Raw genomic sequence first — 26761 nt, 5'->3', positions numbered from 1 at the left:
GATCCGAGGAGCGGCCCTTCGGCCGTTGTGCGAGGAGTGTCAGGCCTTGGCCGGGACCTCTTCCTCCGTGGCGGAGGGGGCCGGGACCACCGTCAGACGGGCCTCGCGCTTCGCCGTGCGCTTGGCGCGGCGGCGCTCCTTGCGGAGCTCGACCATCGTGTAGAGGGTCGGTACGAGCAGCAGCGTCAGCAGGGTGGAGCTGACCAGGCCGCCGATCACCACGACCGCGAGCGGCTGCGAGATGAAGCCGCCCTCGCCGGTGACGCCCAGCGCCATCGGGAGCAGCGCGAAGATCGTCGCCAGGGCCGTCATCAGGATCGGGCGCAGCCGGTGGCGGCCGCCCTCGACGACCGCTTCCACGACGCCCAGGCCCTGGGCGCGGTACTGGTTGACCAGGTCGATCAGGACGATCGCGTTGGTCACCACGATGCCGATGAGCATCAGCATGCCGATCATCGCCGGGACGCCCATCGGGGTGCCGGTGGCGATGAGCAGGCCGAGTGCGCCGGTCGCCGCGAACGGGATGGAGACCAGCAGGATCAGCGGCTGGATCAGCGACCGGAAGGTCGCGACCAGCAGCATGAACACGATCGCGATGGCCGCGAGCATGGCCAGGCCCAGCGAGCCGAAGGCCTCGTCCTGGTCCTCGGAGACGCCGCCGATGGATGCGGTGGCGCCCTCCGGCAGGTCCAGGGCCTTGAGCTTGGTCTGCAGCTCGGCGCTGACCGCGCCGGTGTTGTCGCCGAGCGGCCGCGCGGTGACGGTGGCGGCGCGGGCGCCGTCGATCCGGGTCATCGCGACCGGGCCGGGGACCTCCTTGACCTCGGCGATGTCGCCGAGCTTGACCGGGCCGACCGGGAGCGCCTGCAGTTCGGCCAGGGTGGTGGCCGGCTGCGCGGACCTGATGACGATGTCCCGCTCGGTGTCGTCGAGCACGGCCTTGCCCGCCGGGTTGCCCCGGACGGCCTGCGCGACGATCGCGCCGAGCGCGGCCTGGTTCAGGCCGGCCTCGGCCGCCTTGGGCGTGGCGGTCACGGAGATGCGGGGGACGGACTGGGAGAGGTCGCTCTGCACGTCGGCGACGTTCTTGAGCTTCGCGACCTCGACGCGGACCTGCTCGGCGGCCTCGGCGAGGACCTTGCCGTCGCCGGCCTTGACGACCACGCTGAGGTTCTGGCTGCCGAAGCCGTCGCCCGCCACGATGCGGGTCTCGCCGATGCCGTCGAGGGCGGCCAGCTTGCCCTCGATGCCCTTCTTGACGGCGTCCGCCTTGCCGGAGTCCTTGAGGCTGACCTGGTACGAGGCCTGGTTGGAGCCCGTACCGCCGCCGAAGGCCGCGAGGAAGCCGGAGGAGCCGACGGTGACCTGGTAGCTCTTGACCCCTTCGACCGAGGCCAGCACCTGCTCGATCTTGCGGCTCGCCTCGTCGGAGGCGGCCAGCGAGGTGCCGGGGGCGAGTTCCTGCTTGACCGTCAGGACTTCCTGCTCGCCCTGGTCGAAGAAGTTGGTCTTCAGCATCGGGGTCATCCCGAAGGTGCCGACGAGGACGACCACGGCGATGGCCACACTGGTCAGCCGGCGCCGGGTGGCGAAGCCCAGGACGCGGACGTAGAGGAGCTGGAGGCGGCTGCGCGCCTCCTTCTCCTCGGCCTCGCGGCGGGCCTTGGCCGCGCTTTCGGCGTTCCCGGGCTCGACGCCCTTGGGCGCGCTGAGGAACCAGTACGAGAGCACCGGTACGACCGTCAGCGAGACGAGCAGCGAGGCCAGCAGGGCCGCGGTGACGGTGAGCGAGAAGGAGCCGAAGAGCTCGCCGATCATGCCGCCGGTGAGGCCGATCGGCAGGAAGACGGCGACGGTGGTGAGGGTGGAGGAGGTGACCGCGCCGGCGACCTCCTTGACCGCGGTGATGATCGCGGCCTCGCGCTCCTCGCCGTAGCCGAGGTGGCGCTTGATGTTCTCCAGGACCACGATCGAGTCGTCGACCACGCGGCCGATGGCGATGGTGAGGGCGCCCAGGGTCAGCATGTTGAGCGACAGGTCGCGGGTCCACAGCACGATGAGCGCGAGGACGACGGACAGCGGGATGGAGACCGCGGTGACCAGCGTCGAGCGCAGCGAGGCCAGGAAGACCAGGATCACGATCACCGCGAAGAGCAGGCCGAGCATGCCTTCGGTGGTGAGGCTGGAGATGGACTTGGCGACGGCCGGGCCCTGGTCGCTGACGACGGTCAGGTCGGCGCCGGCGCCGAGCGCGGAGCGCAGCTCGGGCAGCTTGTCCTTGACGGCGTCGGAGATGGCGACGGCGCTGCCGTCCTTGTCCATGGTGAGGACGAGGGCGAGGCTGGGCTTGCCGTTGGTGCGGGTGATGGAGACGGCCTTGGCCGGCTCCTGCTTCACGGTGGCGACGTCGGCGAGGCGGACGGCCGGCTTGCCCGGGCCCGGGGTCAGGCGCAGCTCCTCCAGCTGGGCGAGGGAGGTGTAGCCGCCGCCGACGCGCACGGTGCGGTTCTTGCCCGCCTCGTCGAAGGAGCCGGCGGGGACGGCCGCGCCGCCCGCCTGGAGGCCCTCGGCGAGCTTGGCGCCGTCGAGGCCGGCGGCCGCGAGCTTGGCGTTGTCGGGGGTGACGGTGACCTGGAGGTCCTGGACGCCGTCGACGGTGACCTGGCCGACGCCCTCGATGTCCGAGAGGACGGGGACGACGGAACGTTCCAGCTGGTCGGCGAGCGCCTGCTGGTCCTTGTCGGCGGTGACGGCCAGGATGACGGTCGGGATGTCGTCCGTGGAGCCGGCCACGACCTGCGGGTCCACCTCGGCGGGCAGCCGGACGCGGGCCCGGTTCACGGCCTGCTGGACGTCGGCGACGAGCTGCTTGGTGCCGCTGTCGCCGTAGTCGAAGGTGGCCATGATGAGGGCGTTGCCCTCGCTGGCGGTGGAGGTGATGCCGGTGATGCCGTCGACGCCCTTGAGCATGGACTCGATCGGTTCGACGACCTGCTTCTCGACCACGTCGGGCGAGGCGCCCTGGTACGGCGCGAGCACGGACACCATCGGCAATTCGATGGAGGGCAGCAGCTGCTGCTTGAGCTGCGGGATGGCTATGGCGCCGAAGAGGAGCGCGACGATCGACACGAGGCCGACCAAGGCCCTTTGGGCCAGGCTGAAGCGGGACAGCCACGACATGGGTATGAGATCTCTCTGCAGTGACGAACGCGAGGGCACTCCTACCCTGTCGCACCGCGGTGGCGCGTTTCGTCGCTCGCAGGTGTCGTCCTTATGTGCGGCATACCGCGTTTGGAGTACGTCGTACCCGGCGGTGCTACTCCGCGCGTGGGCGGACCAGTCCCGATTCGTAGGCAATGACCACCAATTGGGCCCGGTCGCGGGCGCCGAGCTTGGCCATGGCCCGGTTCACGTGGGTCTTGACGGTCAGCGGGCTGACCTCCAGCCGCCCGGCGATCCCGTCGTTCGACAGCCCGGCCGCGACGTGTACGAGGACCTCGCGCTCCCGGACGGTCAGCGCGGCGAGCCGCTCCGCGTGCGCCCCGGCCGAAGCTCCGGCGGCGGCCGGGTCGGCGCCGCCGCCCTGGGCGAGGAAGGTGGCGATGAGCCCTTTGGTGGCGGCCGGGGAGAGCAGGGCCTCGCCGGCCGCGGCGACGCGGATGGCGTTGAGCAGTTCCTCGGGCTCGGCGCCCTTGCCGAGGAAGCCCGAGGCGCCGGCCCGCAGGGCCGAGACCACGTACTCGTCGACCTCGAAGGTCGTCAGCATCACCACGCGCACGTCGGCCAGTTCCGGGTCCGCGCTGATCATGCGGGTGGCGGCGAGCCCGTCGGTGCCGGGCATCCGGATGTCCATGAGGACGACGTCGGGGCGCATCCGGCGGGCGAGTTCGAAGGCCTGGGCCCCGTCGGAGGCCTCCCCGACGACCTCCATGTCGGGCTCGGAGTCGACGAGCACCTTGAAGGCGCTGCGCAGCAGCGCCTGGTCGTCGGCGAGCAGCACCCTGACGGGCGCGGCAGAGGGCAGGTCCGTCGAAGGTTGGTCCACGGGCTGAGGGTACGCGGGCCCGCCGTCCGCGCTCAGCCCAGGGCGAGGACGATCAGGGCGGTGGTCGCCGCGACCTCGGCCAGGGCGCCGAAGACGTCGCCGGTGACCCCGTCGAAGCGGCGTACGCAGCGGCGGAGCAGCAGTTCCGCGGCGAGCAGGGCGGCCAGGACCGCCGCCGCGCTCCGGCCGGCGGCGGGGAGGCCCAGCGGGAGTGCGGCGGCCGCGGCCAGGGCGGTGACGAGCATGGCGATCAGGACGGCGGCGCGCCGCGTGACCACCCCGGCGACGGCGGCGCCGAGTCCCCCGGGGCGGGCCGCCGGGACGCCTTCCCGGCAGGCCAGGGTCATGGCGAGGCGGGCCGCCACGGCGGCGACCACGGCGGCGAGGGCGCCGCGGATCCAGCTGTCGGCGTAGATGTCGGACAGGGCGGCCACCTGCAGGAGCAGCACGATCACCAGGGTCACGACGCCGAAGGGGCCGATGTCGGACTGTTTCATGATCCGCAGGGCCTGGTCGGCGGGTTTGGCACTGCCGAGGCCGTCGGCCGTGTCGGCGAGGCCGTCGAGGTGCAGTCCCCGGGTCAGCGCGGCCGGTACGGCGACGGTGAGGGCCGCGGCGAGCAGCGGGCCCCCGCCGAGCAGCAGCAGGAGCGCTCCGGGCAGGGCCGCGAGCACGCCCACGACCAGCCCGGCGAGCGGGGCGCAGGCCATTCCGGTGCGGGCGGCGGGGCGGTCCCAGCGGGTGATGCGGGCGGGCAGCACGGTGAGGGTGCCGAACGCGAAACGGACGCCGTCGGGGAACGAGGCGCGTTCCGGGGGCGGCATCGGGGGCGGGCCGTCGTACGAATCTGTCATCGGCGGGAACGCTACCCGCTCAGCACGAGCGGTAAATTACCCATTACATGCCAAATAGGGAGTCCGTGGGATGGGTCACTGGTGGTATCGGAACATCGTCGAACCGGGGAAGCTGCCGCTCCTGCTCGCCCTGCTCTCCTTTGTGTTGTCGTTCCTGGTCACCCGTGTGATCACCCGGACGATCCGGGCCGGCCGGGGCCCCTTCAAGAACGTCACCCCGGGCGGTCTGCACATCCACCACGTGGTGCCGGGCGTGATCCTCGTGATCATCGGCGGTTTCGGCGCGGTCGGCAGCGGCCGGTACGGCTTCGGCGCGTGGGCATCGGCCGTGATCTTCGGCCTGGGCGCGGGCCTGGTCCTGGACGAGTTCGCGCTCATCCTGCACCTCGACGACGTCTACTGGAGCGAGCAGGGCCGCAAGAGCGTGGAGCTCGTGGTCGTCACGGCCGCCATCGTGGCCCTGGTCATCGGCGGTTTCGTGCCCTTCGGGGTGAACGACCTGTCGAGCGAGGAGCGTCAGAGCCGCGGCCTGGTCGTCATGAACGGGGCCACCAACTTCTTCCTCTCCCTGCTCGCCCTGTGGAAGGGCAAGGCGCGCACCGCGCTCTTCGGCCTGGTCGTGCCCTTCGTCGCGCTGGTCGGCGCGATCCGGCTGGCCCGGCCCGGCTCCCCGTACGCGAAGCGGTTCTACGCGAACCGGCCGCGTGCCCGGGCCAAGGCCGGGCTGCGCGCCTTTCACCACGACCGGCGCTGGGCGCGGCCGCGCCGCAGGTTCGAGAACTTCATCGGCGGGACCCCGGACCCGGACCACCGCATCTCCCTGGAGAAGCCGCCCCCGCACTGACGACGGCGGCGGGCCCTCCCCGTCGAAGGGGGAGGGCCCGCCGCCGTGCCGTCGGTGTACCCGGTCCGGGCTCAGCCCGGGATCAGGCCGTCGTCGCTGAGCATCTCCCTGACCTCGTCCAGGGCGGCGTCATCACCGGGGAGGATCAGCTCGGACGGCTCCAGCGCGTCGTCCGGGAGCGGTGTGCCGAGCCGCCGTACGGCGTCGAGCAGCGCGCCCAGCGTCCGCCGGAAGCCCTCCTCGTCGCCGCTCTCCATCTCCGCGAGCAGTTCGTCGTCCAGCTTGTTGAGCTCGGGGAAGTGGCTGTCGGCCACTTCCACCTGGCCTTCCCCCATGATGCGGACAATCATGACGGGCCCCGTCCTACTGCTTGTCGAACCGGTGCGGAGTCTGCGGCTGCTGACCGTTGCCCTGCGCGCCGCCCTCGATGGCCTGCTGCTGGGCGGACGGGCCGCCCGCCAGCTCGGCCTTCATGCGCTGGAGCTCCAGCTCCACGTCCGTACCGCCCGAGAGGCGGTCCAGCTCGGCCTGGATGTCGTCCTTGGAGCCGAGGCCGCTCTGGTCGTCGAGCGCGCCGGAGGCCAGCAGCTCGTCGATCGCACCGGCGCGGGCCTGCAGCTGGGCGGTCTTGTCCTCGGCCCGCTGGATGGCCAGGCCGACGTCGCTCATCTCCTCGGAGATGCCGGAGAAGGACTCCGCGATCCGGGTCTGCGCCTGGGCCGCGGTGTAGGTGGCCTTGATGGTCTCCTTCTTCGTACGGAAGGCGTCCACCTTGGCCTGGAGCCGCTGGGCGGCGAGGGTCAGCTTCTCCTCCTCGCCCTGCAGGGTCTGGTGCTGCACCTCCAGGTCGCTGACCTGCTGCTGGAGCGAGGCGCGCCGGGACAGGGCCTCGCGGGCCAGGTCCTCGCGGCCCAGGGCGAGGGCCTTGCGGCCCTGGTCCTCCAGCTTGGCGGACTGCCCCTGGAGCTGGTTGAGCTGCAGCTCCAGGCGCTTGCGGGAGGTCGCCACGTCGGCGACTCCGCGGCGCACCTTCTGCAGCAGCTCCAGCTGCTTCTGGTACGAGTAGTCGAGGGTTTCGCGCGGGTCCTCGGCCCGGTCAAGGGCCTTGTTCGCCTTCGCGCGGAAGATCATCCCCATACGCTTCATGACACCGCTCATGGGCTTCGCGCGCCCCCTTCTAGACGGACTGTGCTCCAGGTCACCGACAGAACCCACAGTACGGGCCCTGTCTCCATTACCGCACTGTTCGAGTACGGATGCGCTCCTCCTCCAGGACGACTACGCCCGCGCCCCATCAGGCGTAAGGAGTAGGTGATCCCAGGAGAACGGGCCCACCGCACGAACCGTGCAAGGGGAAGGACGCCCGCCGTTGCCGGATCGTTCCCCAGCGGGGTGGGGCCCATGCCCGCAACCACGTAGGCTTGGGTTTTGTGTTTGGTAGCCGCTCCTCCAAGGAAGAGAAGGCCGCCGCCACCGACAAGGTGAGCGCCGACCTCTCGCAGCCCCGTGACCCGCAGGCCCCGAAGGGCCGCCCTACGCCGAAGCGTGCTGTGGCCCAGTCGCAGCGCAAGGCCGTGGTGGCCTCGACCGGCAACCGCAAGGAGGATGCCAAGCGAGCCCGTGAGCGTCGCCGTACCGAGATGGCCAAGCAGCGCGAAGCGCTGGCCAATGGCGACGAGCGTTACCTGCCGACCCGTGACAAGGGCCCCGTCCGCCGGTTCGTCCGCGACTACGTGGACTCCCGCTACTCGGTCGCCGAGATGTTCCTGCCCCTGGCGGTGGTCATCCTGGTCCTGAGCATGGTGCGGCAGCCGGCGATCCAGAACATCGCGCTGATGCTGTGGCTCGGTGTGATCGTCCTGATCCTCCTCGACTCCGTCGGCCTGGTCCTGCGCCTCCGCAAGGCCCTGGTCACGCGCTTCCCGGACGAGCCCCGCCGCGGCGCCATCGCCTACGGCCTCATGCGCACCCTCCAGATGCGCCGGCTCCGTCTTCCCAAGCCGCAGGTCAAGCGAGGGGAACGGCCCTGAGCCGAGCGACGCCCGGCATGTCGGGGGAAGGCTTCGCGGAAGGCGCCCGCCTCTGGCTCGAAGGCCTGGGCGGGCTGCGCAACGCCGTCCGGCAGGAGCTCGTGGGCCGGCAGGTCGACGAGCAGATCGCGCAGCGCTTCCCGGTCGGGCAGCGGCTGCGCGTACTCGACGTAGGCATGGGCCAGGGCACGCAGGCACTGCGGCTGGCCCGCGCCGGGCACAAGGTGACGGGCCTGGAGCAGGACGCGGGCATGCTGGCCGTCGCCCGTGAGGCGCTGGCCGCGGAACCCGAAGGGATCCGCGACCGCGTCAGCCTCCTGGAGGGCGACGGCCGCGAGACCGGGGCCCACTTCCTGCCGGGCAGCTTCGACGTGGTGCTGTGCCACGGGGTGCTGATGTACGTACCCGAACCGGACGCCATGCTGGCCGGGCTGGCCCGGATGCTGGCCCCGGGCGGACTGCTGTCCCTGCTGGTGCGCAACGGCGACGCGCTCGCCATGCGGCCGGGCCTGGACGGCGACTGGAAGGGCGCGCTGGCCGCGTTCGACTCGACCGACTACACGAATCGGCTGGGCCTGGACGTCCGCGCGGACCGGCTGGCCGGACTGACGGCCACCCTGTCGGGGATCGGTGCGCCGCTGCAGTCATGGTACGGCGTGCGCGTCTTCACCGACGGCACCGAGGCGGGCGAGATCCTGCCACCCGACGAGGAGCTGGAGCGGCTGCTGGCCGCCGAGGACCGCGCCGGCCGGATCGACCCCTACCGGGGTGTGGCGGCGCTGCTGCACCTGTGCGGGGTACGGGGATAGATGAGTCGTCCCGGGACGCCGATGACTCGCGTGCCGGGTTCTTGAACGGGTGAGGGCCTTCCGGGTTCGGTGGGGACTGCGACGTCTTCGCCGGTCCAGGAGGCCCTCGTATCCCTTCCCGGCCTGACACGCCCCGGTACGCCCGAAATCCGCTCGAATCCCTCCCCAAGTCCGTCCGAACGCCTCGGGCCGCACCGGCCTGATCCCCGGAATCCGGGGCAGACGGCCGGATGAGGAAGGAGGTTCGGCATGCCTGGAATCCGTACCTGGCCCGGACGCGTGAAGGCCGGCGCCGCGGCGCTCGGCGAGCGTCGTGCGCAGGTGCAGGCGCGGCACGAAGCAGAGCTGCTGGCCGAGCGGCAGCGGGTCGCGGAGGCCCGCCGGGGCCGTCCGCGCAACCCGGACCCCGCCCGGGCGGTGCCCTGGGGTGTACGGGTCGCGGCCGAGGCCGGCTGGCGGTTCCTGGTGCTCGCGGCCGCCGTGTGGGTCATCATGCGGGTGATCGGTTCGGTCCGGCTCGTCGTCCTCGCCTTCGCGGCCGCGCTGCTGATCACCGCCCTGCTGGAACCGACGGTCGCCCGGCTGCACCGTGCGGGGCTCTCCCGGGGGCTGTCCACCGCCCTCACCGCGCTCTTCGGGTTCGTCGTCCTGGGCCTGATCGGCTGGTTCGTCGTCTGGCAGGTGCTCGACAACCTGGACAATCTGTCCGGGCGGCTGCAGGAAGGCATCGAGGAGCTGAAACGATGGCTCCTCGACAGCCCCTTCCACGTGACCGAGCAGCAGATCAACGATGTCGCCGGCAGTCTGAGCAATGCCATCGGCACCAGTACCAGCGAGATCACCTCGACGGGGCTCCGGGGGGTGACCGTCCTGGTGGAGATCATCACCGGAATGCTGCTGGCGATGTTCTCGACGCTCTTCCTGCTGTACGACGGCAGGCGCATCTGGCAGTGGACGCTGAAGCTGGTCCCGGCAGCCGCCCGGCCGGATGTCGCCGACGCGGGGCCGGCCGCCTGGGGCACCCTGACCGCCTATGTCCGCGGAACCTTGATCGTCGCCTTCATCGACGCACTCTTCATCGGGCTCGGCATCTACTTCCTGGGCGTGCCGCTCGCCGTGCCCATCGCCGTGGTGATCTTCCTGGCCTCGTTCGTGCCCCTCGTGGGCGCCGTCGCGTCCGGGGCCCTCGCGGTGGTCGTCGCACTGGTCACCCAGGGGGTCTTCACCGCGCTGATGACCCTGCTGGTGGTGCTCGTCGTCCAGCAGATCGAGGGCCACGTGCTGCAGCCGTTCATCCTCGGCAGGGCCGTACGGGTCCACCCGCTGGCCGTGGTCCTGGCCGTCGCCACCGGCGGAGTGGTCGCCGGCATCGGCGGAGCGGTCGTCGCCGTCCCGCTGGTCGCGGTGGCCAATACGGTGGTCGGGCACCTGCGCGCCAACAGCGGGGACGACGGTTCGCCGGACGGGTCGCCCGTGGCGGTCGAGGAGGAGCGGGCGGATCCGCCCGCGGCGCCGGACCGGGGACCCACCTGACGCCCTGAGCGGACCGGCAGGAATCCGCAGCCCCCGGCTCCCGGCCCTCGGCCCACCGGCCGAACGGGGACCGGGTGCGACCGGTCACACCCGGTGCGCGCGGCGGTGCGAGCGGACGAGCGCGAGGTAGTCCGCCGCCAGGCGGTGGCAGTCCCCCGGCCAGCGGGCGGAGACGTAGTTGCCGTCCCGCACGGTGAAACCGCGGCCGGGGCGACCCGCGGTGTCCCGGAGCGGCAGCGGCGGGCCGGCCAGGAAGTGGCCCGGATCCGCGAGGGCCGCGGTGACCTCCGCCTGGACGGTCGCCGGGTAGGTCCGGTAGTAGCGGCCCAGCCACAGCCGGGTCAGGTTCCAGGCGGTCAGTTCCAGCAGCGAGGTCAGCGCGGTGGTCCGCCGGCCGTGGAGCACCGACCGCCCGGTCGTGGGGTCCTTCGCCCGCGCGGCCAGCAGCACACCGTGGCACACCGCCCCCACCGGCAGCCCCAGCAGGAAGGCCCGTGCGAACAGCCGCTGGGCGGCCGTGTCCTCCAGCAGGGTCCGCATCCCCTGGGCGTGCCCGCCGGGTACGAACAGCCCCGTCAGGCGGGCCGGGTCGACCTCGGTGTAGGACAGCGGGGCGCGGAACCAGGGGTCGTCGGTCAGCCGCCGGTAGGCCGCCAGCTCGGCGCGCCGGGTCATCAGCCACGGGGAGAGCCAGGAGAAGCCGGTGTCCGTCAGCCGGCGGTCGGCCGGTGCGATCCGCCCGTCGGGGGTCGCGAACCGCACGTCGTACCCGGCGTCCCGCAGCGCGGCCCAGGGCACGGCCGCCTCGGTCGGGTCGTAGCCGGACGAGGGCAGCAGAAAGACGATCAAAGGGTGCTCCTTCGGGTGCGCATGAGGCGAACCGGCTGCGTCCCGGCGGGTCTGCGGGCGGCCTGCCGCAACGGGCAGCCCGACCCTAGGAGCGCCGCCGCGCCCGGTCATTCACCCTGGCGGCCACCTCGTTGACTCCCCCGGCCCCCACGGCCGGTTGACGGCGGACCCCGCCCGGCATTGACTGCCGCCATGCCCAGCATCGAGCCGTCCACCGTCGCCGCGTCCTACGCGCGCGCCGTCCTGAACGCCACGCCGGGCGGCGCCGACGGCACGACCGGGCCCGATGCCTGGGCCTCGCCCGTGGACCGGCTCCCGTTCACCGAGGTGCGCGCCCTGTGGGACACGGTGATCGGCGCCCGCGGTGGTGACCCGCACGCCGGTCTGCGCGTCGGGGACGGGATCAAGCCGGGCAGTCTGCACGTCCTCGGCCACGTCGTACTCACCTGCGCGAGCCTCGCGGAGGCCGCCGAAGCGGCGGTCCGCTACCACCCCCTGGTCAGCCAGGCCGGCAGGGTCTCCGTGGAACGCGGCGGCGAGGCCACCCGTATCCGGTACCGGCCGACCGTCGACCCGGCCACCATGCACCCCCAGCAGGTGGAAGCGATCCTCGCCGGCATCGTGCGGGCCGCCCGCTGGATCGCCGGGGACGACTGGGCGCCGCTGTCGGTGTCCTTCACCCACGCCCGGACCGGCTCCGCGCAGCCGTACGCCCGGATCCTCGGCTGCCCGGTCACCTTCGGCGCCGCGGAGAACGCGCTCACCGTCGCCAACCTCGATCTCGACCGGCCCCGCGCCCCGCGCGACCCCGAACTCGGCGCCCTGCACCGCGCCTACGCCGACCGGCTGCTGCGGGAGCTGTCGACCTCCGTGACCCTCGCGGAGCGGGTCCGGCAGTGGCTGGACCACGCCCCGCTCGACGGCACCGGCCTCGCCGACGCAGGCCGGGGCGTCCACCTCAGCCCCCGCACCCTGCGCCGGGCCCTCCAGGAGGAGGGCACCTCCTGGCGGGCCCTCCTCGACGCGGCCCGGCACCGCCGGGCCCGTCGGCTGCTGGAGACCTCGGACCTGCCGCTCGACCGGATCGCCCCGCTCGTGGGCCTGAGCGGTGCCACGGCCCTGGTCCGCGCGTTCACCCGGTGGGAGGGCATCACCCCCGGCGCGTACCGGGCCCGGGACACGGGCTCCGCATGAGCACGGTCACGGACACGGTCACGACGCCTGACCCGTCCCGGAGGCGCAGGAAGGGCACAACCCGCGGTAGGTGACCTCGACCGCGGACACGATGAAGCCGAACCGCTCCCCCGGCGGCAGATCGGCCGGCGGGCCGGCCGCATGTACGTCGCGGATGGTGCCGCAGCCGGTGCACACCAAGTGCTGGTGCGGGTGGTGCGCGTTGGGGTCGAAGCGCTTGCCCCGGCCCCGTACGCAGACCTCCACCACCTCCCCGATCGCGACCAGCCCGCCCAGGGTGTTGTAGACGGTCGCCCGGGCGATCTCGGGCAGCCGCTGCGCCGCACGGGCGTGCACCTCGTCCGCCGTGAGGTGCACGTGATCGCCGTCGAGGACCTCCACGACGACACGCCGCTGGGACGTCATCCGCCAGCCGCGCTCCCGAAGCCGCTTCAGGAGGTCACTCATATCGGCTCACCTTTTCGGCTCGGCAGGACAACAGAACGTTAGCGATATGGATCCCGACCCGCCGGGAAGCGGAACCGTCGGGAAGGGACGCCGATCCGAATTCCGGGTGTTTTCCACGCGCCCGCGCCCTGCGTGTTCTCGCGGCGGCGGGCCCTTCGGTGCGCGACCATACGGACGCGCCGACGCAAGCAGCCAGCAGATGGAAACATCGACACAGGAAGAAGGACGGACGTGTCCGGCAGCGACAGCGAGAACCCAGTAATCCCTGCCCCGACCCCCGCGCCGACTCGCCCCAGGTCGAATCGGGACTGGTGGCCGAACCAGCTGGACCTTCAGGTTCTGCACCAGAATTCGCCCCTGGCCGATCCGATGGGCGACGATTTCGACTACGCGGAAGAGTTCGCGACCCTGGACCTCGACGCCCTGAAGCGGGACGTCTTCGAGGTGATGACGGCGTCGCAGGACTGGTGGCCCGCGGACTACGGCCACTACGGCCCGCTCTTCATCCGGATGAGCTGGCATTCCGCGGGAACGTACCGCATCGCCGACGGCCGGGGTGGCGGCGGAGCCGGCGCCCAGCGGTTCGCCCCTCTCAACAGCTGGCCTGACAATGCGAGCCTCGACAAGGCGCGCCGCCTGCTCTGGCCGGTCAAGCAGAAATACGGCCGGAAAATCTCATGGGCCGACCTTTTGGTGTTCGCCGGCAACTGCGCCATGGAATCGATGGGTTTCAAGACGTTCGGTTTCGCCTTCGGGCGGGAGGACATCTGGGAACCCGAGGAGGTTTTCTGGGGGCCCGAGGACACCTGGCTCGGAGATGAGCGCTACAGCGGCGACAGGGAACTCTCCGGCCCCTTCGGCGCCGTGCAGATGGGGCTGATCTACGTCAATCCGGAGGGGCCCAACGGCGACCCGAACCCGGTCGCCGCCGCCCGGGACATTCGCGAGACGTTCGCGCGCATGGCCATGAACGACGAGGAGACGGTCGCGCTCATCGTCGGCGGCCACACGTTCGGCAAGTGCCACGGTGCGGTCGGCGCCGACTACATCGGGCCCGAGCCCGAGGCCTGCCCGATCGAGCAGCAGGGGATCGGCTGGAAGAACACCTACGGCACCGGCAGCGGCGCCGACGCGCTCACCAGCGGGCTGGAGGGCGCGTGGACCACCGAGCCGACGAAGTGGGACAACGGGTACCTGGACAACCTGTTCCGGTACGAGTGGGAACTGACCACGAGCCCGGCCGGTGCCCAGCAGTGGACCCCCAAGGACCCCTCGGCGCAGGGCACGGTGCCGGACGCCCATGATCCGTCGAAGCGGCACGCGCCGATGATGCTGACGACGGACCTCGCGCTGCGGATGGATCCGGTCTACGCACCGATCGCGAAGAGCTTCCACGAGAACCCGGACAAGCTCGCCGACGCGTTCGCGAGGGCCTGGTACAAGCTGCTGCACCGCGACATGGGTCCGATCTCGCGCTACCTGGGCCCGTGGGTCCCCGAACCGCAGCTGTGGCAGGACCCCGTGCCCGCGGTCGATCACGAGCTGGTCGGCGGCGAGGACGTCGCCGCCCTCAAGCGCACGATCCTCGCCTCGGGGCTGTCCCTCCCCCAGCTGGTCGTCACCGCCTGGGCGGCGGCGTCGAGCTTCCGCGGCACCGACATGCGGGGCGGGGCCAACGGGGCCCGGATCCGGCTCGCGCCGCAGAAGGACTGGGAGGCCAACGACCTGCCCGAGGTCGCCGAGGCGGTGCGGAAGCTGGAAGGGATCCAGCAGGACTTCAACGGGGCACAGGCCGGCGGGAAGAAGGTTTCGCTCGCCGACCTGATCGTGCTGGGCGGCTGCGCGGCCGTCGAACAGGGCGCGAAGAACGCCGGGTACGACATCGAGGTGCCGTTCGCACCGGGGCGCACGGATGCCTCGCAGGAGCAGACCGACGTGGAGGCCTTCGCCGTCCTGGAGCCGAAGGCGGACGGGTTCCGGAACTACCTGCAGGCGGGCGAGAAGCTGTCCCCGGAGGCACTTCTGCTGGACCGTGCCTCCATGCTGAACCTGACCGCGCCCGAGATGACGGTGCTCGTCGGCGGCATGCGGGCCATGAACACCGGCTTCCGACAGGCCCGGCACGGCGTGTTCACGGACCGCCCGGAGGCGCTGACCAACGACTTCTTCGTCAACCTGCTCGACATGGGTACGCAGTGGAAGGCGTCGGAGTCGGCGGAGAACGTGTTCGAGGCCCGGGACCACGCCACGGGCAACGTCAGGTGGACGGCGACCGCGGTGGACCTCGTCTTCGGTTCGCACGCCCAGCTGCGAGCCCTCGCGGAGGTGTACGCGTCGAAGGACGCGGGAGAGAAGTTCGTCCGTGACTTCGTCTCCGCCTGGGACAAGGTGATGAACCTCGACCGGTTCGACCTCGCCTAGGCCCTGTCGTCAAAGTCCCGTCTGGCCCGCGGCGTCCGGCACCGCACCTCGCCGCGTTGTCGGGGCGCCCGAGTACGTCCAGTACACGGGCGCCCCTCCGCCTTGCGATGCACGGCACCGGACGCCGCGGGCCTTACCGACGCCACTTTGACGACAGGACCTAGACCGTTTCCTTCAGAACGACGGAGCCGCCGGGTCGCAGACCCGGCGGCTCCGTCGTTCTCGTGCCTATGGAACGGCTACGCGTCCAGGGCGGCGCGCAGGCTCATCGTGTAGAGCTCGGTCCCGCCGTCGTCGGACAGCTTCACCTGCTCGACGCCGCCTTCCAGCAGGTCCTTCCAGTACTCGCCGATCCAGGACTCCGCGTCCCCCTGCGTGGTGAACTCCTCGGGTACCACCGACGGGCTCGTCTCGGTGCCGTCGGCCGTCTCGAACCGCCACGTCCACGCCATGTCCGCCTCCGTTGCTCGCACACTTCCTGTACAGGGGGTGCCGCGTTGACCAGGCCGCGCTCGCGGTCGACGCGACACCCCCTCAGTCTGCCCGCAGAGTAACCGGGCGCGCAGCAGTCTCGGCGACGCGGGAGGATCACCCTGTGGAACTCACTCTGCTCGGCACCGGAACACCCGAGGGCCTGCCCCGCCCGGGCTGCCCCTGTGCGGCCTGCGCCGTCTCCGTCGGCTCGCGCTCCCGCGCCGCCACCGCCGTCCTCGTCGACGGGGCGCTGCTGCTGGACCTGACCCCCGGGGCGGTGCTGGCGGGCGCCCGGGCCGGGCATTCGCTGGCCGGTGTGCGGCAGGTGCTGCTGACCCACCCGCACGACGGGCCCCCTGTCGAGCTGCCGCCCGGACTGCCGGCCGCCGGGCGGGTGCCGGACGGGCGGGAGCTCGCGGTGATCTCGGGGCACCGGGTGCGGGCGGTGCCGATGGACGCGCCCGGCACCGGGTACGAGGTGACGGGCCCGGACGGCGCCCGGCTGCTGTACCTGCCGCCGGGCGGGTCCCCGGCCGGGGTCGCCGACCAGGCCGGGCGGCGCCCGTACGACATGGTCCTCATGGATGTGCTGGGCCGGCCCGAGGCGCTGGCGCGGCTGCGGGCGAGCGGCGCCGTCGGCCCGGCGACGGACGTGATCGCCGTCCACCTGGACCACGACACCCCGCCGGGCCGGGAGCTGGAGCGCCGGTGCGCGGCGGCCGGGGCCCGGGCGGTGCCGGACGGGACGACCGTGATCGTCGGGGAGTACCGCGCGGTGCCGGACCTGCCGCGCCGGACCCTGGTGCTGGGCGGGGCGCGCTCCGGCAAGTCCGTGGAGGCGGAGCGGCGGCTGGAGGCCTTCCCGGAGGTGGTCTACGTGGCCACCGGCGGCACCCGGGGCGGCGACGCGGAATGGGCCCAGCGGGTCGGCCTGCACCGGGAGCGCCGGCCGGGGAGCTGGCGGACGGTGGAGACGTGCGAGCTGGTTCCGCTGCTGGCCGCCGACGGGCCGCCGCTGCTGATCGACTGCCTGGCGCTGTGGCTGACGGACGCGATGGACCGGGCCGGGGCGTGGGACGACGCGGTGTGGGCCAAGGGCGGGCAGCAGCAGCTCGCCGAGCGGACCGCCGAGCTGGTGGCGGCCGTACGCGCGACCCGCCGTCCGGTGGTGCTGGTCAGCAACGAGGTCGGCTCGGGCGTCGTCCCGGCGACCACGTCGGGCCGCCGCTTCCGCGACGAGCTGGGCCGGCTGAACGCGGCCGTCGCGGGCGAGTGCGAGCACGTGCTTCTCGTCGTCGCGGGCCTGGTGACCGTGCTCAAGGAATAGCGCGGGAAGGCGTCGGCGCGGCCCGGCGACGAGGTGTCCGACGGCCCGTCGCCGAAGGCCTGAGGGAGGGCCTTACCGGCTGTACTCTCTGGCAGATGAGCACGCTGAATCTCGACGACTTCTCCGATCTGATCGAGCGCCCCGACGGGGGCGTCCGGCGTGACGCCGAGGAACGCCGTGAGCGCCTCGCCGTCCCGCCCGGCGCGCTGGGCCGGCTCGACGAACTCGCCGAGTGGCTCGCCGCCGCGCAGGGTCGGGTTCCGGTCAAACCGATCGAGCGCCCGCGCGTGGTGCTGTTCGCCGCCGACCACGGGATCGCCGCCGAGGGCGTCTCCGCCCGGGCCGCGTCCACCGGCCACGAACTGGTGCGGGCCGTCCTCGAAGGGGCCAGCCCCGTGGCCGTCCTGGCCGGCCGGTTCGGCGCCACCATACGGATCGTCGACGCCGGGCTCGACTGCGACCCCGAGCTGCTCCCCGCGGACGTGGTCCGGCACCGGATCCGGCGGGGCAGCGGCCGGATCGACGTGGAGGACGCGCTGACGGCCGAGGAGGCCGAGGCCGCGGTGCGGCTCGGGATGCGGATCGCCGACGAGGAGGCCGACTCCGGAACGGATCTGGTCGTCCTCGGTGACCTGAGCGTGGGCGGGACCACCGTCGCCGCGACCCTCGTCGCCGCCCTGTGCGGAACGGACGCGTCGGTGGTCACCGGCCGCGGCGGCCTGCCCATCGACGACCTGGCCTGGATGCGCAAGTGCGCGGCGATCCGCGACGCGCTGCGCCGGGCGCGCCCGGTCCTGGGCGACCAGGTGGCGCTGCTGGCCGCGGTCGGCGGTGCGGACGTGGCCGCCATCACCGGTTTCCTCCTCCAGTGCGCGGTGCGCCGTACGCCCGTCATCCTTGACGGTGTCGTTTCGGCCGCGTGCGGGCTGGTGGCCCAGCGGGCCGCGTTCCGGGCTCCGGACTGGTGGCTGGCCGGACAGGCCAGCGGCGAGCCGGGCCAGGCGAAGGCACTTGACCGAATGGCGCTCAACCCCGTGCTCGACCACGGCGTCACAGTAGGTGAAGGTACCGGGGCATTGCTGGCTCTCCCCCTCGTCCAGGCGGCCGCCGCACTCGCGGCGGAACTCCCGGAGCGGGCGGTGGAGGAGCCGACGGAATGAGCCGCCGGGGCCCCCGGTCCTGACCAGGCCGTGGCCCCCGACCGCGCAATCACGGACAGCTGTGCCCCATATGATCGCTTTTTATGGGAGAGGTCCGTTTGACCAGCGCAGAGACCGACCGCACCGCCGCACCGGCGACCGGTCCGTCAGCCGGCAGGAAAGAGACCGGCGGCGACCCCGCCGGCAGGGCGGCGGGGAGCGGCCGGGAAACCGGCCGGGGGAGCGCCCGTTCACGGCACGGCGCCGCGTTCGCGGTGTGGTATCTGCGCGCCGTCACCTTCATCAACTTCCTCAGCGCGGTGTGGGTTTCGCTCGGGCAGGACCTGAGGCGCCACAACATCGAGGACTTCTACACCCCGTACATGCTCACCGCGGGGTTCGCCTCCGGGCTGTTCACGCTGCTGCTCGCCGTCACCCTCGGCCGCCGCAAGCGGGCCTCCTGGATCCTCAACCTCGTCCTCAGCGGCCTCCTGGCCCTGCTGCTCGCCAACGCGCTCTCCACGCACGAGGAGATCCGCGAGCACGCGCAGAACTGGGTCTCCCTGGTCCTGACCGCCGCCTTCACGGCGGCCCTGCTGCTGGGCCGCCGCGAGTTCTACGCCAAGGGCGACCGCTCCAACCCGACGCTCGCCAGCGCCGTCGCCGCCGTCGGCCTGCTGCTCACCTCGCTGGTCGCGGCCCTGCTCGTCGGCGCCACCAACGTCTCCCCGATCGGCGCCGAGGCCTCCTTCCCGGAGCGCTGGTGGTACGGCGTGATGCGGCTGATCACCCTGACGCCCGGTGAGCGGGCCTCCGAGGCGATCATCACGCCCGGCTGGGTGGACGTGTGCATCAACGTCATGTCGATGCTGCTGCTGCTCGCCGTGCTGTTCGCCGCCTTCCGCTCGCGCCGCGCCGTCGACCCGATCAGCGAGCAGGACGAGGAGCGGCTGCGGGCGCTGCTGGCCCGGCAGGGCGACCGCGACTCGCTCGGCTACTTCGCACTGCGCCGCGAGAAGTCCGTCATCTGGTCCCCCACCGGCAAGGCCGCCGTCACCTACCGCGTCGTCGGCGGGGTCTCCCTCGCCTCCGGCGACCCGATCGGCGACCCCGAAGCCTGGCCCGGCGCCATCGATCCGTGGCTGGCCGAGGCCCGCGAGCACGGCTGGGTGCCGGCCGTGATGGGGGCGAGCGAGGAGGCCGGGCAGATCTACGCGCGGCACGGCCTGGACGCCCTCGAACTCGGTGACGAGGCGATCGTCGAGACCGCCGACTTCACCCTGGAGGGCCGCGCCATGCGGACCGTCCGGCAGGCCTTCAACCGCGTCAAGCGGGCCGGGTACGCGGTCCGCATCCGCCGCCACGACGACATCCCGGCCGAGGAGATGGCCGAGCTGGTGCGCCGCGCCGACGACTGGCGCGACGGCGCCACCGAGCGCGGCTTCTCCATGGCGCTGGGCCGGCTGGGTGATCCCGCCGACGGCCAGTGCGTGATGCTGGAGTGCACCGACGGCAACGGCGAGCTGCGGGCCGTGCTGTCCTTCGTGCCGTGGGGGCCCAAGGGTCTGTCGCTGGACCTGATGCGCCGTGACCGGGACTCCGAGAACGGCCTGATGGAGTTCATGGTCATCGAACTCCTCGAACGTTCCAAGGAGATCGGGGTCACCCAGGTCTCCCTCAACTTCGCGATGTTCCGGTCCGTCTTCGAGCGCGGGTCCAGGCTCGGCGCCGGTCCGGTGCTGCGGATGTGGCGCTCGCTGCTCAGCTTCTTCTCCCGCTGGTGGCAGATCGAGTCCCTCTACCGGGCCAACGCCAAATACCGGCCGATCTGGGAACCGCGGTTCATGCTCTTCGAGAAGAGTTCGGACCTGCTGCGGATCGGTGTCGCGGCCGGCCGGGCCGAGGGCTTCCTGGAGGCCCCCGGCCTTCCGAAGTGGCTGCACCGCAGACACCTGGAGACCCGCCGTTGACAGCGTGGAACACCTCCTCACTCCGGCGGTTCGCCCGCCGTGAGTGGGGACCCATGTTCTGGACCGTCCGGGACGCGCTCGTCCGCGACCGGTGGCGGGCGATCCCGATGACCCTCGGCGCGGTCTGTCTGACCTCGGTCTTCCAGATCGTGCAGAACACCTCCTGGGGGTTCCAGCCGGTCCAGGACCTCGGATCGGTCAAGGCCGCCGATCCGCTCGGGCTGGCCCTCATGCGCACCCCGCTGTCCCTGTTCGTCCCCGCCCTGGACCTGCCGGTGTGGGGGGCGCTCGCGCAGATCCTGCTCGTCTTCGGCATCGCCGAGATCTGCATCGGCTGGTGGCGCACCCTGCTGATCGGCTACGTCGCCACCCTCGCCGGGACCACGTACGCGCGGATCGGGCTCGCGCTCGGGCCGGACCATCCCCTCGGTCTGCCGGTGTCCGACCGGATCGTCAACGACACCGGGCCCTCGGCGGCGGTGGTGGGGCTCGCCATCTACGTCTGCTGGCGCTATCGGGCGTACCTGACCGGCGCCCTGGTGATCCTGGTGATGATCGGCGAGGTGCTCGTCAAGGACAATTTGGCGGGCAAGGAGCACCTGGCGGCCATCACCGCCGTCATGGCGGTGTGCGTGATGCGGGCGCGCTGGGGTCCGGTGCGCTCCCGCGTCCCGCTGGGGCAGCACCCTCCGCCGTAGGAGGCGCCGGTGGATGAGGCCGTACCGTATCCGGGTGACGACAGACCTCGCGCGGTTCGCCCCCACCCGGCAGTGGATGCGGGCCCATCCGCTCGCCACCGATGCCGTGCTGGCGTTCGGGGCGTTCGTCGCCATGGTCGTCGGCTCCTTCGCCGATCCGCACGGGCCGCACGGGCCCACCTTCGGGACGCGCACCCCGGAGCCGTTCTCGCTGCTGCTGATGCTGCTCGGCGCGGCCGCCCTGGTCTTCCGGCGCCGTCAGCCGCGCGCCGTGCTCGCCGTGACCTGCGGGCTGTCCCTGCTGGAGCTGACCACCGGGGAACCGCGGGCGCCCGTCGCCATGTGCACGGTGATCGCCCTGTACACGGTCGCCGCCCACACCGACCGGCCGACGACCTGGCGGATCGGGCTGCTCACCATGGCGGGGCTGACGGGCGTGGCCATGCTCGCCGGGCCGCTGCCCTGGTACGCCCAGGAGAACATCGGGATCTTCGCCTGGACCGGGATGGCCGCGGCCGCCGGGGACGCCGTACGCAGCCGGCGGGCCTTCGTCGACGCCATCCGGGAACGGGCCGAGCGCGCCGAGCGGACCCGGGACGAGGAGGCCAGGCGGCGGGTCGCCGAGGAGCGGCTGCGGATCGCCCGGGACCTGCACGACGTGGTCGCCCATCACATCGCCCTGGTCAACGTGCAGGCGGGAGTGGCCGCACACGTCATGGACAAGCGCCCCGACCAGGCCAAGGAGGCGCTCGCGCACGTACGGGACGCCAGCCGGTCGGCGCTGAACGAACTGCGGGCCACGGTCGGGCTGCTGCGGCAGTCCGGCGACCCGGAGGCGCCGACGGAGCCCGCGCCGGGGCTCGGCGTCCTGGACGAGCTGGTGGACACCTTCCGGCACGCCGGGCTGCCGGTGGAGGTCATCGTCCAGCTGGACGGGACGGCGGGGCCGCTGCCGGCGGCCGTGGACCTGGCGGCGTACCGGGTGATCCAGGAGGCGCTGACGAACGTCCGCAAGCACGCGGGCCCGGGGGCGAAGGCCGAGGTCAGCGTGGTCGGGGTCGGGCCGTCGGTGGAGGTGACCGTCCTCGACGACGGCGGTGGGGCGGCCGACGCGGCCCCGGAACCGGCCGACCCGGGCGGCGGCCACGGCCTCCTCGGCATGCGCGAGCGCACCGGCGCGTTGGGCGGCTCCTGCTTCGCGGGCCCCCGCTACGGCGGCGGCTACCGAGTCCACGCCATCCTCCCCCTGGGGTAGCAGCCCATTTCGGCCTCGCCGACGGCACCATCCAGCCTCGGCCGGGCCAGTTCCAGCCTCGCCGGCGGTTGAGGCGCGGGTCCGGGCCGAGCCCGGTGCCCCGCGGAGCCGGGTTTCGGGGGGGGGGGGGGCCCCCCCCCCCCCCCCCCCCCGCCCCCCCCCCCCGGGGGCGGGGGGCGGGGGCGGCCCCGCGCCCGCCCCCGCCCCCCCCACCCCCCCCCCCCCCCCGCGGCGCCGGCCCCCCCCCCCCCCGGCCAGCCTGAAACTGCCGGCCAGGCTAGGGGCAGACTTGGCGCCACGCGTCCAGGTCGTACCGTTTCTGCATCGAGCTCAGCTTCGCCGCACGGGCCTGGCGACACCAGCGCTTCGGCTTGCCCTCGTACTCCACGTGGAACACCGCCTTGCCCGCGTCGGTGAACGGCGCGTACCGGTCGCACTCCTCGTACTCCACGCACTGCTCGTTGACCGCGAAGTCGAAGTCGCCCACCAGCTCCGGGATCTGGTCCAGGTCGTTCTTCAGCCCCACCGACATGCCCCGGTCGTGCGCCAGCCGGGCGATCAGGCGGTTGTACTTCAGCTGGTCGTCCGCGGTCAGCGGGAAGCCGGACCGGTTGGCGTAGCCGTCCATGTTGTCCGGCTCCACCGCGTCGAAGCCCTTCACCTTGCACATGTCGAACCGCTCGCCCATCAGCGGTTCCAGTTCCGCCAGGCCCCGGATGTCCAGCCAGCGTTCGCCCTCCCAGCCGTTGCCCTCGCCCAGCAGCGTCTTCGGGAAGGCGTCGGCGTCCGGCCGGAAGTCTTCCCAGGCGCCGGTGGAGATGTAGCAGATGGTCTTGCGGCCGTCCTTCTTCAGGGTGGCCACCTGCTCCTTGGTGGTGTTGAAGCCGTCGACGTCGTACACGGCCGCCTTCACCGAGGTGTCGAGCTTCCCGGTGAGCTGCCACTGCCAGCCGACCCCCGGCTTCGGCTGCCACCGCTGGCCCGGCGGCGGGTCGGGCGACAGCTCGTCGCGTTCCGGTTCCGGCTGGGTCGTGCACGCGGCCAGCAGCAGCAGGGGCACGGCCAACAGGAGTGCGAGCCTCCTCATCCGGCCGCCTCCAGGGCGTACGGCAGGGTCCCCCAGGGGTGCGCGCCGCTGCCCGGGACGGCGCAGTGCACCCCGGCCCCGCGTTCGGCGGCGAGTTCCTCGGCGAGCCGGGCGGCGAGCGCGCCCGGCGGGACGGCGTACACGAGGTGGCAGAACCGCTGGGCCGGATGGTCGGCGGTCCAGGGCGGTACGGCGGCCGCGTCCCGGTAGGCGTCCCAGGGGCCCTCGAAGGTGACGAGCAGGTCGGCGAGTTCGGCGTAGCCGGGGTGCGGGTGGACCCCGTGGTTGAGGACGAGGGTACGGGCGCCCGCGGCCCGGGCGGCGACCGCGAGCCGCCCGTAGTGCGGGAGCAGTTCGGGGTCGGCGGAGGCCTGGTCGAGGAAGGCCCCGTCGGTGGCGTACCAGTCTCGGTGGCGCAGCAGGTCCTGGACCACCTCCGCGTGCGGGCGCCGCCCGTAGTCGGTGTCGGCGTACCCGAGGACGGGTACCCCGGCCTCGCGCAGCCGTTCGGCGACGACGGCGAACCGTTCGTCGCGGGCGGCGCCCGGTCCGCTGTCGGGGTTGAGGACCACCGAGTGCAGCCGGCCGGCGGAGCGGATGAGCCGTTCCCAGGCTTCCGGCCGGTCGGCGGGATGCTCGTAGAGGGGCACCAGCAGCATGGGGTCCTTCTTCTCGGACGGATGGTGCGTCATCGGTGGGCGGTCGCGCGGCCGAGGAGCAGGCAGACCAGGGTGGCCAGTACGGCGGCGGCTGCGCCCGCCACCACCAGCTGGACCGCCCGGGGCTGGCCGAACCCGGTCAGCAGGGCCAGGCTCTGGGCGACGGCGGCCGAGGAGCAGACCACGGCAGCGGGCCGGACCGCCCCGAAGGACTGCAGGAGCAGCCCGGTCCACATGACGGCCCCGAGGAGCAGCAGGGTCGCGATCCGGACTCCGGTGAGCATGGGGGCGCCGGGCCAGAGCAGGGTGCCGGCCAGGCCCAGGGCCAGCAGGACGGTCAGGTAGACGGCGAGGCAGCGGGTCAGGGTGGCGAGCATCCGCCGGCGGAAGGCCCGGGGCGAGCGGGCCCCCTGGAGTCCGGAGAGGGTCCCGCTGCGGAACCGGTGGAGCAGCCATTCGGCCGGGCCCATGCTGAGGGTGAGGGCCACCGCCGAGGGGGCGGCGACCGCCTCGGCGGGGCCTCCGGCGAGGACCTCCCCGAGGGCGGCGTACAGCACGAGCAGGCCGGTGCCGAGGCCGAAGACCCCGTAGGGGACCGAGTCCCCGATCCGGGGTCCGCGGGGTGCGAAGTCCTCCTCGGCGCCGCGCAGCATCTGCCAGCGCACGGGGCCCTGGCCGGGGCGGCGGGCCGCCGAGGCGCGGATCCGGTGCACGGCGGTCCGGAGCCCGTCGGCCAGCGGGAGTTCCCGTAGGGCCAGGGTGCAGGCGGCCAGCAGGGACACCACGAGCAGGGTCACCCGGACCGGCACGGGCAGGTCGACGAAGAGCGCGAGCAGGGCTCCGACGGCCATCGGGGCGAGTGCGGCGAGCAGGACCCGTTCCCGGCCGAGGACCAGCAGGACGGTGGCGGCCCCGACGTAGAGGGCCTGTCCGGCGGCGAAGGCGTAGGAGAACGGGGGCCCGCCGGGTACCGCCAGTGCGGCGGCGGTGCCCAGCAGGGCGCCGACGGGGGCTCCGACGAGCAGGGTCCGCCCGGCGGCGCCCCGGTCGCCGAGGCCGAGCCAGGAGTAGGCCCGGTGGGACAGGGTCTGGTCCCAGACCCAGCCGATGAGCGCGCCGGCGAGCAGGGTCAGGGTCCCGGCGGGCAGGCCGAGGCGGTCCTGGGGGCCTTCGAGCAGGGGCGCGCCGAGCAGGTAGGCCAGGCCGGGCAGGGCGAAGATCACCCCGCGCAGCAGGCAGGCGGTGAGGGAGACCTTCCAGGGGTCGGGGGCGGCGCCCGGCTCCGGGAAGGAGCGGGGCACCCGGGCGTAGAGCTCCTCGGCGAGTCCGAAGGAGTCGTGCCGGCCGTAGGTGAGCCGGATGTACTCGTCCGTCATGCCGTCGGATTCGAGGATGGCGGCGATCTCGTCGGGGTGGACGGCGGAGGCGATGAACACGTCGAGGCGCTCGGCGAGTTCGTCCATCGGGTCGGTGGCGGCGTCGGCGGCGGTGACGTCGGCGCCGGGGCCGTCGCGGCGCGGCCGGGGGACGGCCGGGAGAGTGTCGGCGCCGGAGCCGGGGCCGGAGCCGGGCGGCTTGAGCCAGAGGGATCCGCTCACCACAGGCTCCCGTCGGCTGCGAGTTCGCGGTACCAGGGATCGGCGAGCCGCTGGGTCCATTCGTCGCCCGCGTGGACGGGCAGGACGGGCTGGCCGGCGAGTTCGCGGTAGATGTGCCGGAAGCCGTCCACGGACTGGTGGAGGGTGAACTTCTCCACGACCCGCTTGCGGGACATCCGGCCGAGTTCGGCCCGGCGTTCGTCGTCGCGGAGCAGGGCGAGGGTGGCGCGGGCCATGGTCTCGGGCTCGCGCGGCGGTACGACGAGGCCGGTGTCGCCGACGGCCTCGCGGACGCCGCCGACGTCGGTGGAGACGGTGGTGCGGCCGCAGGACATGGCCTCGATGATGCTGAAGGGGAAGCCCTCGCTGATGGAGGAGAGCATGACGACGCTGCCGGCCGCGTAGGCCTGGGCCACCTGCTCGATGCGGCCCTCGTAGGTGATCCCGTCGGTCACGCCGAGTTCGGCGGCGAGCTTCTCCAGGCGGAGCTTGTACTCCTCGCAGCCGGCCGGGACGGGGCCGAAGAGGCGCAGCCGCAGGGCGGGCAGTTCCTCGCGCATGAAGGCGTAGGCCCGGATGAGGGTTTCGAGGTCCTTGATCGGGTCGATGCGGCCGCACCAGCTGAGGGTGGGCACGTCGGGTTCGGGGCCGGCCTCGGGGAAGGCGTGCGGGTCGACGCCGTTGTAGACGGTGCGGATGCGGTCGGACTCGGCGCCTCCGCGCTCCTCCCAGCGGCGGTTGTACTGGTTGCACGGGGTGATCAGGTCGGCCTGCCGGTAACCCTCGGTGTTGAGCTCGCGGTAGAAGCCGAGCATGAGGGCCTTGACGGGCCAGCGCTGGGCGGCGCTGCGGTAGCCGAGGTAGCGCTCGCGCAGGTAGATGCCGTGCTCGGTGAGCAGGAAGGGGACCCCGTCGAGGTATTTGGCGGCGAGGGCCGGGAGGGTGGCGAGGCCGCTGCTGACGGCGTGCGCGACGCTGTCGGGCGGGATCCGGACACCGAGCGGGCGCAGCGCGTGTTCCAGCAGGTCGGTGGCGGTGAGCGCGTCGTGGATGGTGGGTCCGGCCTCGGCGGTGACGAGCCCGGGGCGGGTCCATACGGTCATCAGAAGCCGCAGGACCGATTCGGAGCGCAGGGCCGGTGCGAGTTTTCCGGCCCGGGCCAGGACGGCCAGTTCGCGCAGGGCCTCGGAGAAGCTGTGCCGGGCGGGATCGGGCTCGGGGTCGAGCAGGGAGAGCAGGAAGCTCTCGTAGACCTCGGTGAAGCGGCGGTGGGCCTTGCCGCGCAGGGCCGACCGGCGGATGCGGGACGGGAGCGGCCCCCAGAGCGGGAAGGCGGTGTGCCGGTAGACGTTGCGGGGCAGTTCCCAGGTGACCGGCTCTCGTCCGGAGCCGGTCAGGGCTATGAGGTTGAAGTCGACCTCCGGCATACCTCGTACCAGTTGGTCGCACCAGGTGCTGACGCCCCCGTGGACGTGCGGATAGGTGCCTTCGGTGAGCATGGTGACGTGACGCCCATGACTCATGCGGT

The 26761-nt window shown here is 72.7% G+C and carries 23 protein-coding genes; 11 read left to right on the top strand and 12 right to left on the bottom strand.

Features of this window, described 5'->3' with window-relative positions; all coding sequences use genetic code 11:
* Positions 1-39 precede the first annotated feature (39 nt).
* From ACFY0D_RS35750 to cobS, 3 genes are all read right to left on the bottom strand, one after another.
* Entirely contained in the window at positions 40-3180 is a 3141-nt protein-coding gene (locus ACFY0D_RS35750) for an efflux RND transporter permease subunit (protein WP_390802076.1), read from the bottom strand.
* A gap of 136 nt (positions 3181-3316) precedes the next feature.
* Positions 3317-4045, bottom strand: coding sequence for a response regulator (locus ACFY0D_RS35745; RefSeq protein WP_390802075.1), 729 nt, complete (start codon positions 4043-4045; stop codon positions 3317-3319).
* 32 nt (positions 4046-4077) lie between these two features.
* Positions 4078-4869 (bottom strand): adenosylcobinamide-GDP ribazoletransferase, encoded by a 792-nt coding sequence (gene cobS / locus ACFY0D_RS35740; protein ID WP_390802088.1) that lies wholly within the window; start codon positions 4867-4869, stop codon positions 4078-4080.
* Positions 4870-4969: 100 nt separating this feature from the next.
* On the opposite strand from cobS, the gene ACFY0D_RS35735 reads away from it, so the two are divergent.
* A complete protein-coding gene (locus ACFY0D_RS35735) occupies positions 4970-5743 on the top strand; it encodes a hypothetical protein (protein WP_390802074.1) in 774 nt (257 codons plus the stop codon).
* A gap of 71 nt (positions 5744-5814) precedes the next feature.
* Here the strand turns inward: ACFY0D_RS35735 and ACFY0D_RS35730 are convergent, their stop codons facing one another.
* Positions 5815-6093, bottom strand: a complete 279-nt coding sequence (locus ACFY0D_RS35730; protein ID WP_301371626.1) for a hypothetical protein — start codon at positions 6091-6093, stop codon at positions 5815-5817.
* A gap of 13 nt (positions 6094-6106) precedes the next feature.
* Positions 6107-6901 carry a PspA/IM30 family protein gene (locus ACFY0D_RS35725; protein ID WP_301371625.1) on the bottom strand — a complete coding sequence of 265 codons (795 nt, stop codon included), beginning with the start codon at positions 6899-6901 and terminating at the stop codon, positions 6107-6109.
* A gap of 263 nt (positions 6902-7164) precedes the next feature.
* Here ACFY0D_RS35725 and ACFY0D_RS35720 point away from each other — a divergent pair, with 263 nt between their 5' ends.
* The 3 genes from ACFY0D_RS35720 to ACFY0D_RS35710 all read left to right on the top strand — a co-directional run bounded on the left by ACFY0D_RS35720 (position 7165) and on the right by ACFY0D_RS35710 (position 10115).
* The gene (locus ACFY0D_RS35720; RefSeq protein WP_390802073.1) at positions 7165-7773 is read left to right on the top strand and encodes a DUF3043 domain-containing protein; all 609 of its coding nucleotides are present in this window, start codon (positions 7165-7167) and stop codon (positions 7771-7773) included.
* 17 nt (positions 7774-7790) lie between these two features.
* A complete protein-coding gene (locus tag ACFY0D_RS35715) occupies positions 7791-8582 on the top strand; it encodes a class I SAM-dependent methyltransferase (RefSeq protein ID WP_390802072.1) in 792 nt (263 codons plus the stop codon).
* Positions 8583-8831: 249 nt separating this feature from the next.
* The gene (locus ACFY0D_RS35710; RefSeq protein WP_390802071.1) at positions 8832-10115 is read left to right on the top strand and encodes an AI-2E family transporter; all 1284 of its coding nucleotides are present in this window, start codon (positions 8832-8834) and stop codon (positions 10113-10115) included.
* Between the two features lie 84 nt (positions 10116-10199).
* Here the strand turns inward: ACFY0D_RS35710 and ACFY0D_RS35705 are convergent, their stop codons facing one another.
* A complete protein-coding gene (locus tag ACFY0D_RS35705; RefSeq protein ID WP_390802070.1) occupies positions 10200-10964 on the bottom strand; it encodes a type 1 glutamine amidotransferase domain-containing protein in 765 nt (254 codons plus the stop codon).
* A 192-nt stretch (positions 10965-11156) separates the two neighbouring features.
* Between ACFY0D_RS35705 and ACFY0D_RS35700 the strand changes: the two genes are divergently transcribed.
* Positions 11157-12158, top strand: coding sequence for an AraC family transcriptional regulator (locus ACFY0D_RS35700; protein WP_390802069.1), 1002 nt, complete (start codon positions 11157-11159; stop codon positions 12156-12158).
* Between the two features lie 18 nt (positions 12159-12176).
* On the opposite strand, the gene ACFY0D_RS35695 is transcribed toward ACFY0D_RS35700, so the two are convergent.
* Positions 12177-12605, bottom strand: a complete 429-nt coding sequence (locus tag ACFY0D_RS35695; RefSeq protein ID WP_390802068.1) for a Fur family transcriptional regulator — start codon at positions 12603-12605, stop codon at positions 12177-12179.
* 231 nt (positions 12606-12836) lie between these two features.
* Here ACFY0D_RS35695 and katG point away from each other — a divergent pair, with 231 nt between their 5' ends.
* Positions 12837-15026 (top strand): catalase/peroxidase HPI, encoded by a 2190-nt coding sequence (gene katG, locus ACFY0D_RS35690; RefSeq protein ID WP_390802067.1) that lies wholly within the window; start codon positions 12837-12839, stop codon positions 15024-15026.
* Between the two features lie 239 nt (positions 15027-15265).
* On the opposite strand, the gene ACFY0D_RS35685 is transcribed toward katG, so the two are convergent.
* Positions 15266-15478 (bottom strand): hypothetical protein, encoded by a 213-nt coding sequence (locus ACFY0D_RS35685; protein ID WP_030011614.1) that lies wholly within the window; start codon positions 15476-15478, stop codon positions 15266-15268.
* Between the two features lie 143 nt (positions 15479-15621).
* Between ACFY0D_RS35685 and ACFY0D_RS35680 the strand changes: the two genes are divergently transcribed.
* From ACFY0D_RS35680 to ACFY0D_RS35660, 5 genes are all read left to right on the top strand, one after another.
* Positions 15622-16827 carry a bifunctional adenosylcobinamide kinase/adenosylcobinamide-phosphate guanylyltransferase gene (locus tag ACFY0D_RS35680; protein WP_390802066.1) on the top strand — a complete coding sequence of 402 codons (1206 nt, stop codon included), beginning with the start codon at positions 15622-15624 and terminating at the stop codon, positions 16825-16827.
* 95 nt (positions 16828-16922) lie between these two features.
* The gene (gene cobT, locus ACFY0D_RS35675; RefSeq protein ID WP_390802065.1) at positions 16923-17987 is read left to right on the top strand and encodes a nicotinate-nucleotide--dimethylbenzimidazole phosphoribosyltransferase; all 1065 of its coding nucleotides are present in this window, start codon (positions 16923-16925) and stop codon (positions 17985-17987) included.
* Positions 17988-18070: 83 nt separating this feature from the next.
* Positions 18071-19936: a phosphatidylglycerol lysyltransferase domain-containing protein gene (locus ACFY0D_RS35670; protein ID WP_390802064.1), complete on the top strand. Its 1866-nt coding sequence runs from the start codon at positions 18071-18073 to the stop codon at positions 19934-19936.
* A gap of 53 nt (positions 19937-19989) precedes the next feature.
* Positions 19990-20634 carry a hypothetical protein gene (locus ACFY0D_RS35665; protein WP_390802063.1) on the top strand — a complete coding sequence of 215 codons (645 nt, stop codon included), beginning with the start codon at positions 19990-19992 and terminating at the stop codon, positions 20632-20634.
* Positions 20635-20647: 13 nt separating this feature from the next.
* Positions 20648-21889, top strand: a complete 1242-nt coding sequence (locus ACFY0D_RS35660) for a sensor histidine kinase (protein WP_390802062.1) — start codon at positions 20648-20650, stop codon at positions 21887-21889.
* Positions 21890-22166: 277 nt separating this feature from the next.
* Here the strand turns inward: ACFY0D_RS35660 and ACFY0D_RS35655 are convergent, their stop codons facing one another.
* From ACFY0D_RS35655 to pelF, 4 genes are read right to left on the bottom strand one after another with little or no spacing between them, the layout of a single operon-like run.
* A complete protein-coding gene (locus tag ACFY0D_RS35655; protein WP_390802061.1) occupies positions 22167-22976 on the bottom strand; it encodes an endo alpha-1,4 polygalactosaminidase in 810 nt (269 codons plus the stop codon).
* On the bottom strand, positions 22973-23668 hold the full coding sequence (locus ACFY0D_RS35650) for a spherulation-specific family 4 protein (protein WP_390802060.1): 696 nt from the start codon (positions 23666-23668) through the stop codon (positions 22973-22975). The genes ACFY0D_RS35655 and ACFY0D_RS35650 overlap by 4 nt, the downstream gene beginning before the upstream one ends.
* Positions 23665-25233 (bottom strand): hypothetical protein, encoded by a 1569-nt coding sequence (locus ACFY0D_RS35645; protein ID WP_390802059.1) that lies wholly within the window; start codon positions 25231-25233, stop codon positions 23665-23667. The genes ACFY0D_RS35650 and ACFY0D_RS35645 overlap by 4 nt, the downstream gene beginning before the upstream one ends.
* Positions 25230-26756 (bottom strand): GT4 family glycosyltransferase PelF, encoded by a 1527-nt coding sequence (pelF, locus tag ACFY0D_RS35640; RefSeq protein WP_390802058.1) that lies wholly within the window; start codon positions 26754-26756, stop codon positions 25230-25232. The genes ACFY0D_RS35645 and pelF overlap by 4 nt, the downstream gene beginning before the upstream one ends.
* Positions 26757-26761: the final 5 nt, after the last annotated feature.

This window comes from Streptomyces sp. NPDC001502 (assembly GCF_042894785.1).
In the GTDB taxonomy this organism is placed as follows: Bacteria; Actinomycetota; Actinomycetes; order Streptomycetales; family Streptomycetaceae; genus Streptomyces; species Streptomyces kutzneri.
Note: the sequence above shows the minus strand (reverse complement) of the source record. Positions and strands in the feature narration are given on the sequence as shown.

Coding starts and splice junctions, on each gene's coding strand:
- ACFY0D_RS35750 (WP_390802076.1), bottom strand. CDS start 3,180: ATGTCGTGGCTGTCCCGCTTCAGCCTGGCCCAAAGGGCCTTGGTCGGC.
- cobS (WP_390802088.1), bottom strand. CDS start 4,869: ATGCCGCCCCCGGAACGCGCCTCGTTCCCCGACGGCGTCCGTTTCGCG.
- ACFY0D_RS35735 (WP_390802074.1), top strand. CDS start 4,970: ATGGGTCACTGGTGGTATCGGAACATCGTCGAACCGGGGAAGCTGCCG.
- ACFY0D_RS35730 (WP_301371626.1), bottom strand. CDS start 6,093: ATGATTGTCCGCATCATGGGGGAAGGCCAGGTGGAAGTGGCCGACAGC.
- ACFY0D_RS35725 (WP_301371625.1), bottom strand. CDS start 6,901: ATGAGCGGTGTCATGAAGCGTATGGGGATGATCTTCCGCGCGAAGGCG.
- ACFY0D_RS35715 (WP_390802072.1), top strand. CDS start 7,791: ATGTCGGGGGAAGGCTTCGCGGAAGGCGCCCGCCTCTGGCTCGAAGGC.
- ACFY0D_RS35710 (WP_390802071.1), top strand. CDS start 8,832: ATGCCTGGAATCCGTACCTGGCCCGGACGCGTGAAGGCCGGCGCCGCG.
- ACFY0D_RS35700 (WP_390802069.1), top strand. CDS start 11,157: ATGCCCAGCATCGAGCCGTCCACCGTCGCCGCGTCCTACGCGCGCGCC.
- ACFY0D_RS35695 (WP_390802068.1), bottom strand. CDS start 12,605: ATGAGTGACCTCCTGAAGCGGCTTCGGGAGCGCGGCTGGCGGATGACG.
- ACFY0D_RS35685 (WP_030011614.1), bottom strand. CDS start 15,478: ATGGCGTGGACGTGGCGGTTCGAGACGGCCGACGGCACCGAGACGAGC.
- cobT (WP_390802065.1), top strand. CDS start 16,923: ATGAGCACGCTGAATCTCGACGACTTCTCCGATCTGATCGAGCGCCCC.
- ACFY0D_RS35670 (WP_390802064.1), top strand. CDS start 18,071: ATGGGAGAGGTCCGTTTGACCAGCGCAGAGACCGACCGCACCGCCGCA.
- ACFY0D_RS35665 (WP_390802063.1), top strand. CDS start 19,990: ATGTTCTGGACCGTCCGGGACGCGCTCGTCCGCGACCGGTGGCGGGCG.
- ACFY0D_RS35660 (WP_390802062.1), top strand. CDS start 20,648: ATGAGGCCGTACCGTATCCGGGTGACGACAGACCTCGCGCGGTTCGCC.
- ACFY0D_RS35655 (WP_390802061.1), bottom strand. CDS start 22,976: ATGAGGAGGCTCGCACTCCTGTTGGCCGTGCCCCTGCTGCTGCTGGCC.
- ACFY0D_RS35650 (WP_390802060.1), bottom strand. CDS start 23,668: ATGACGCACCATCCGTCCGAGAAGAAGGACCCCATGCTGCTGGTGCCC.
- pelF (WP_390802058.1), bottom strand. CDS start 26,756: ATGAGTCATGGGCGTCACGTCACCATGCTCACCGAAGGCACCTATCCG.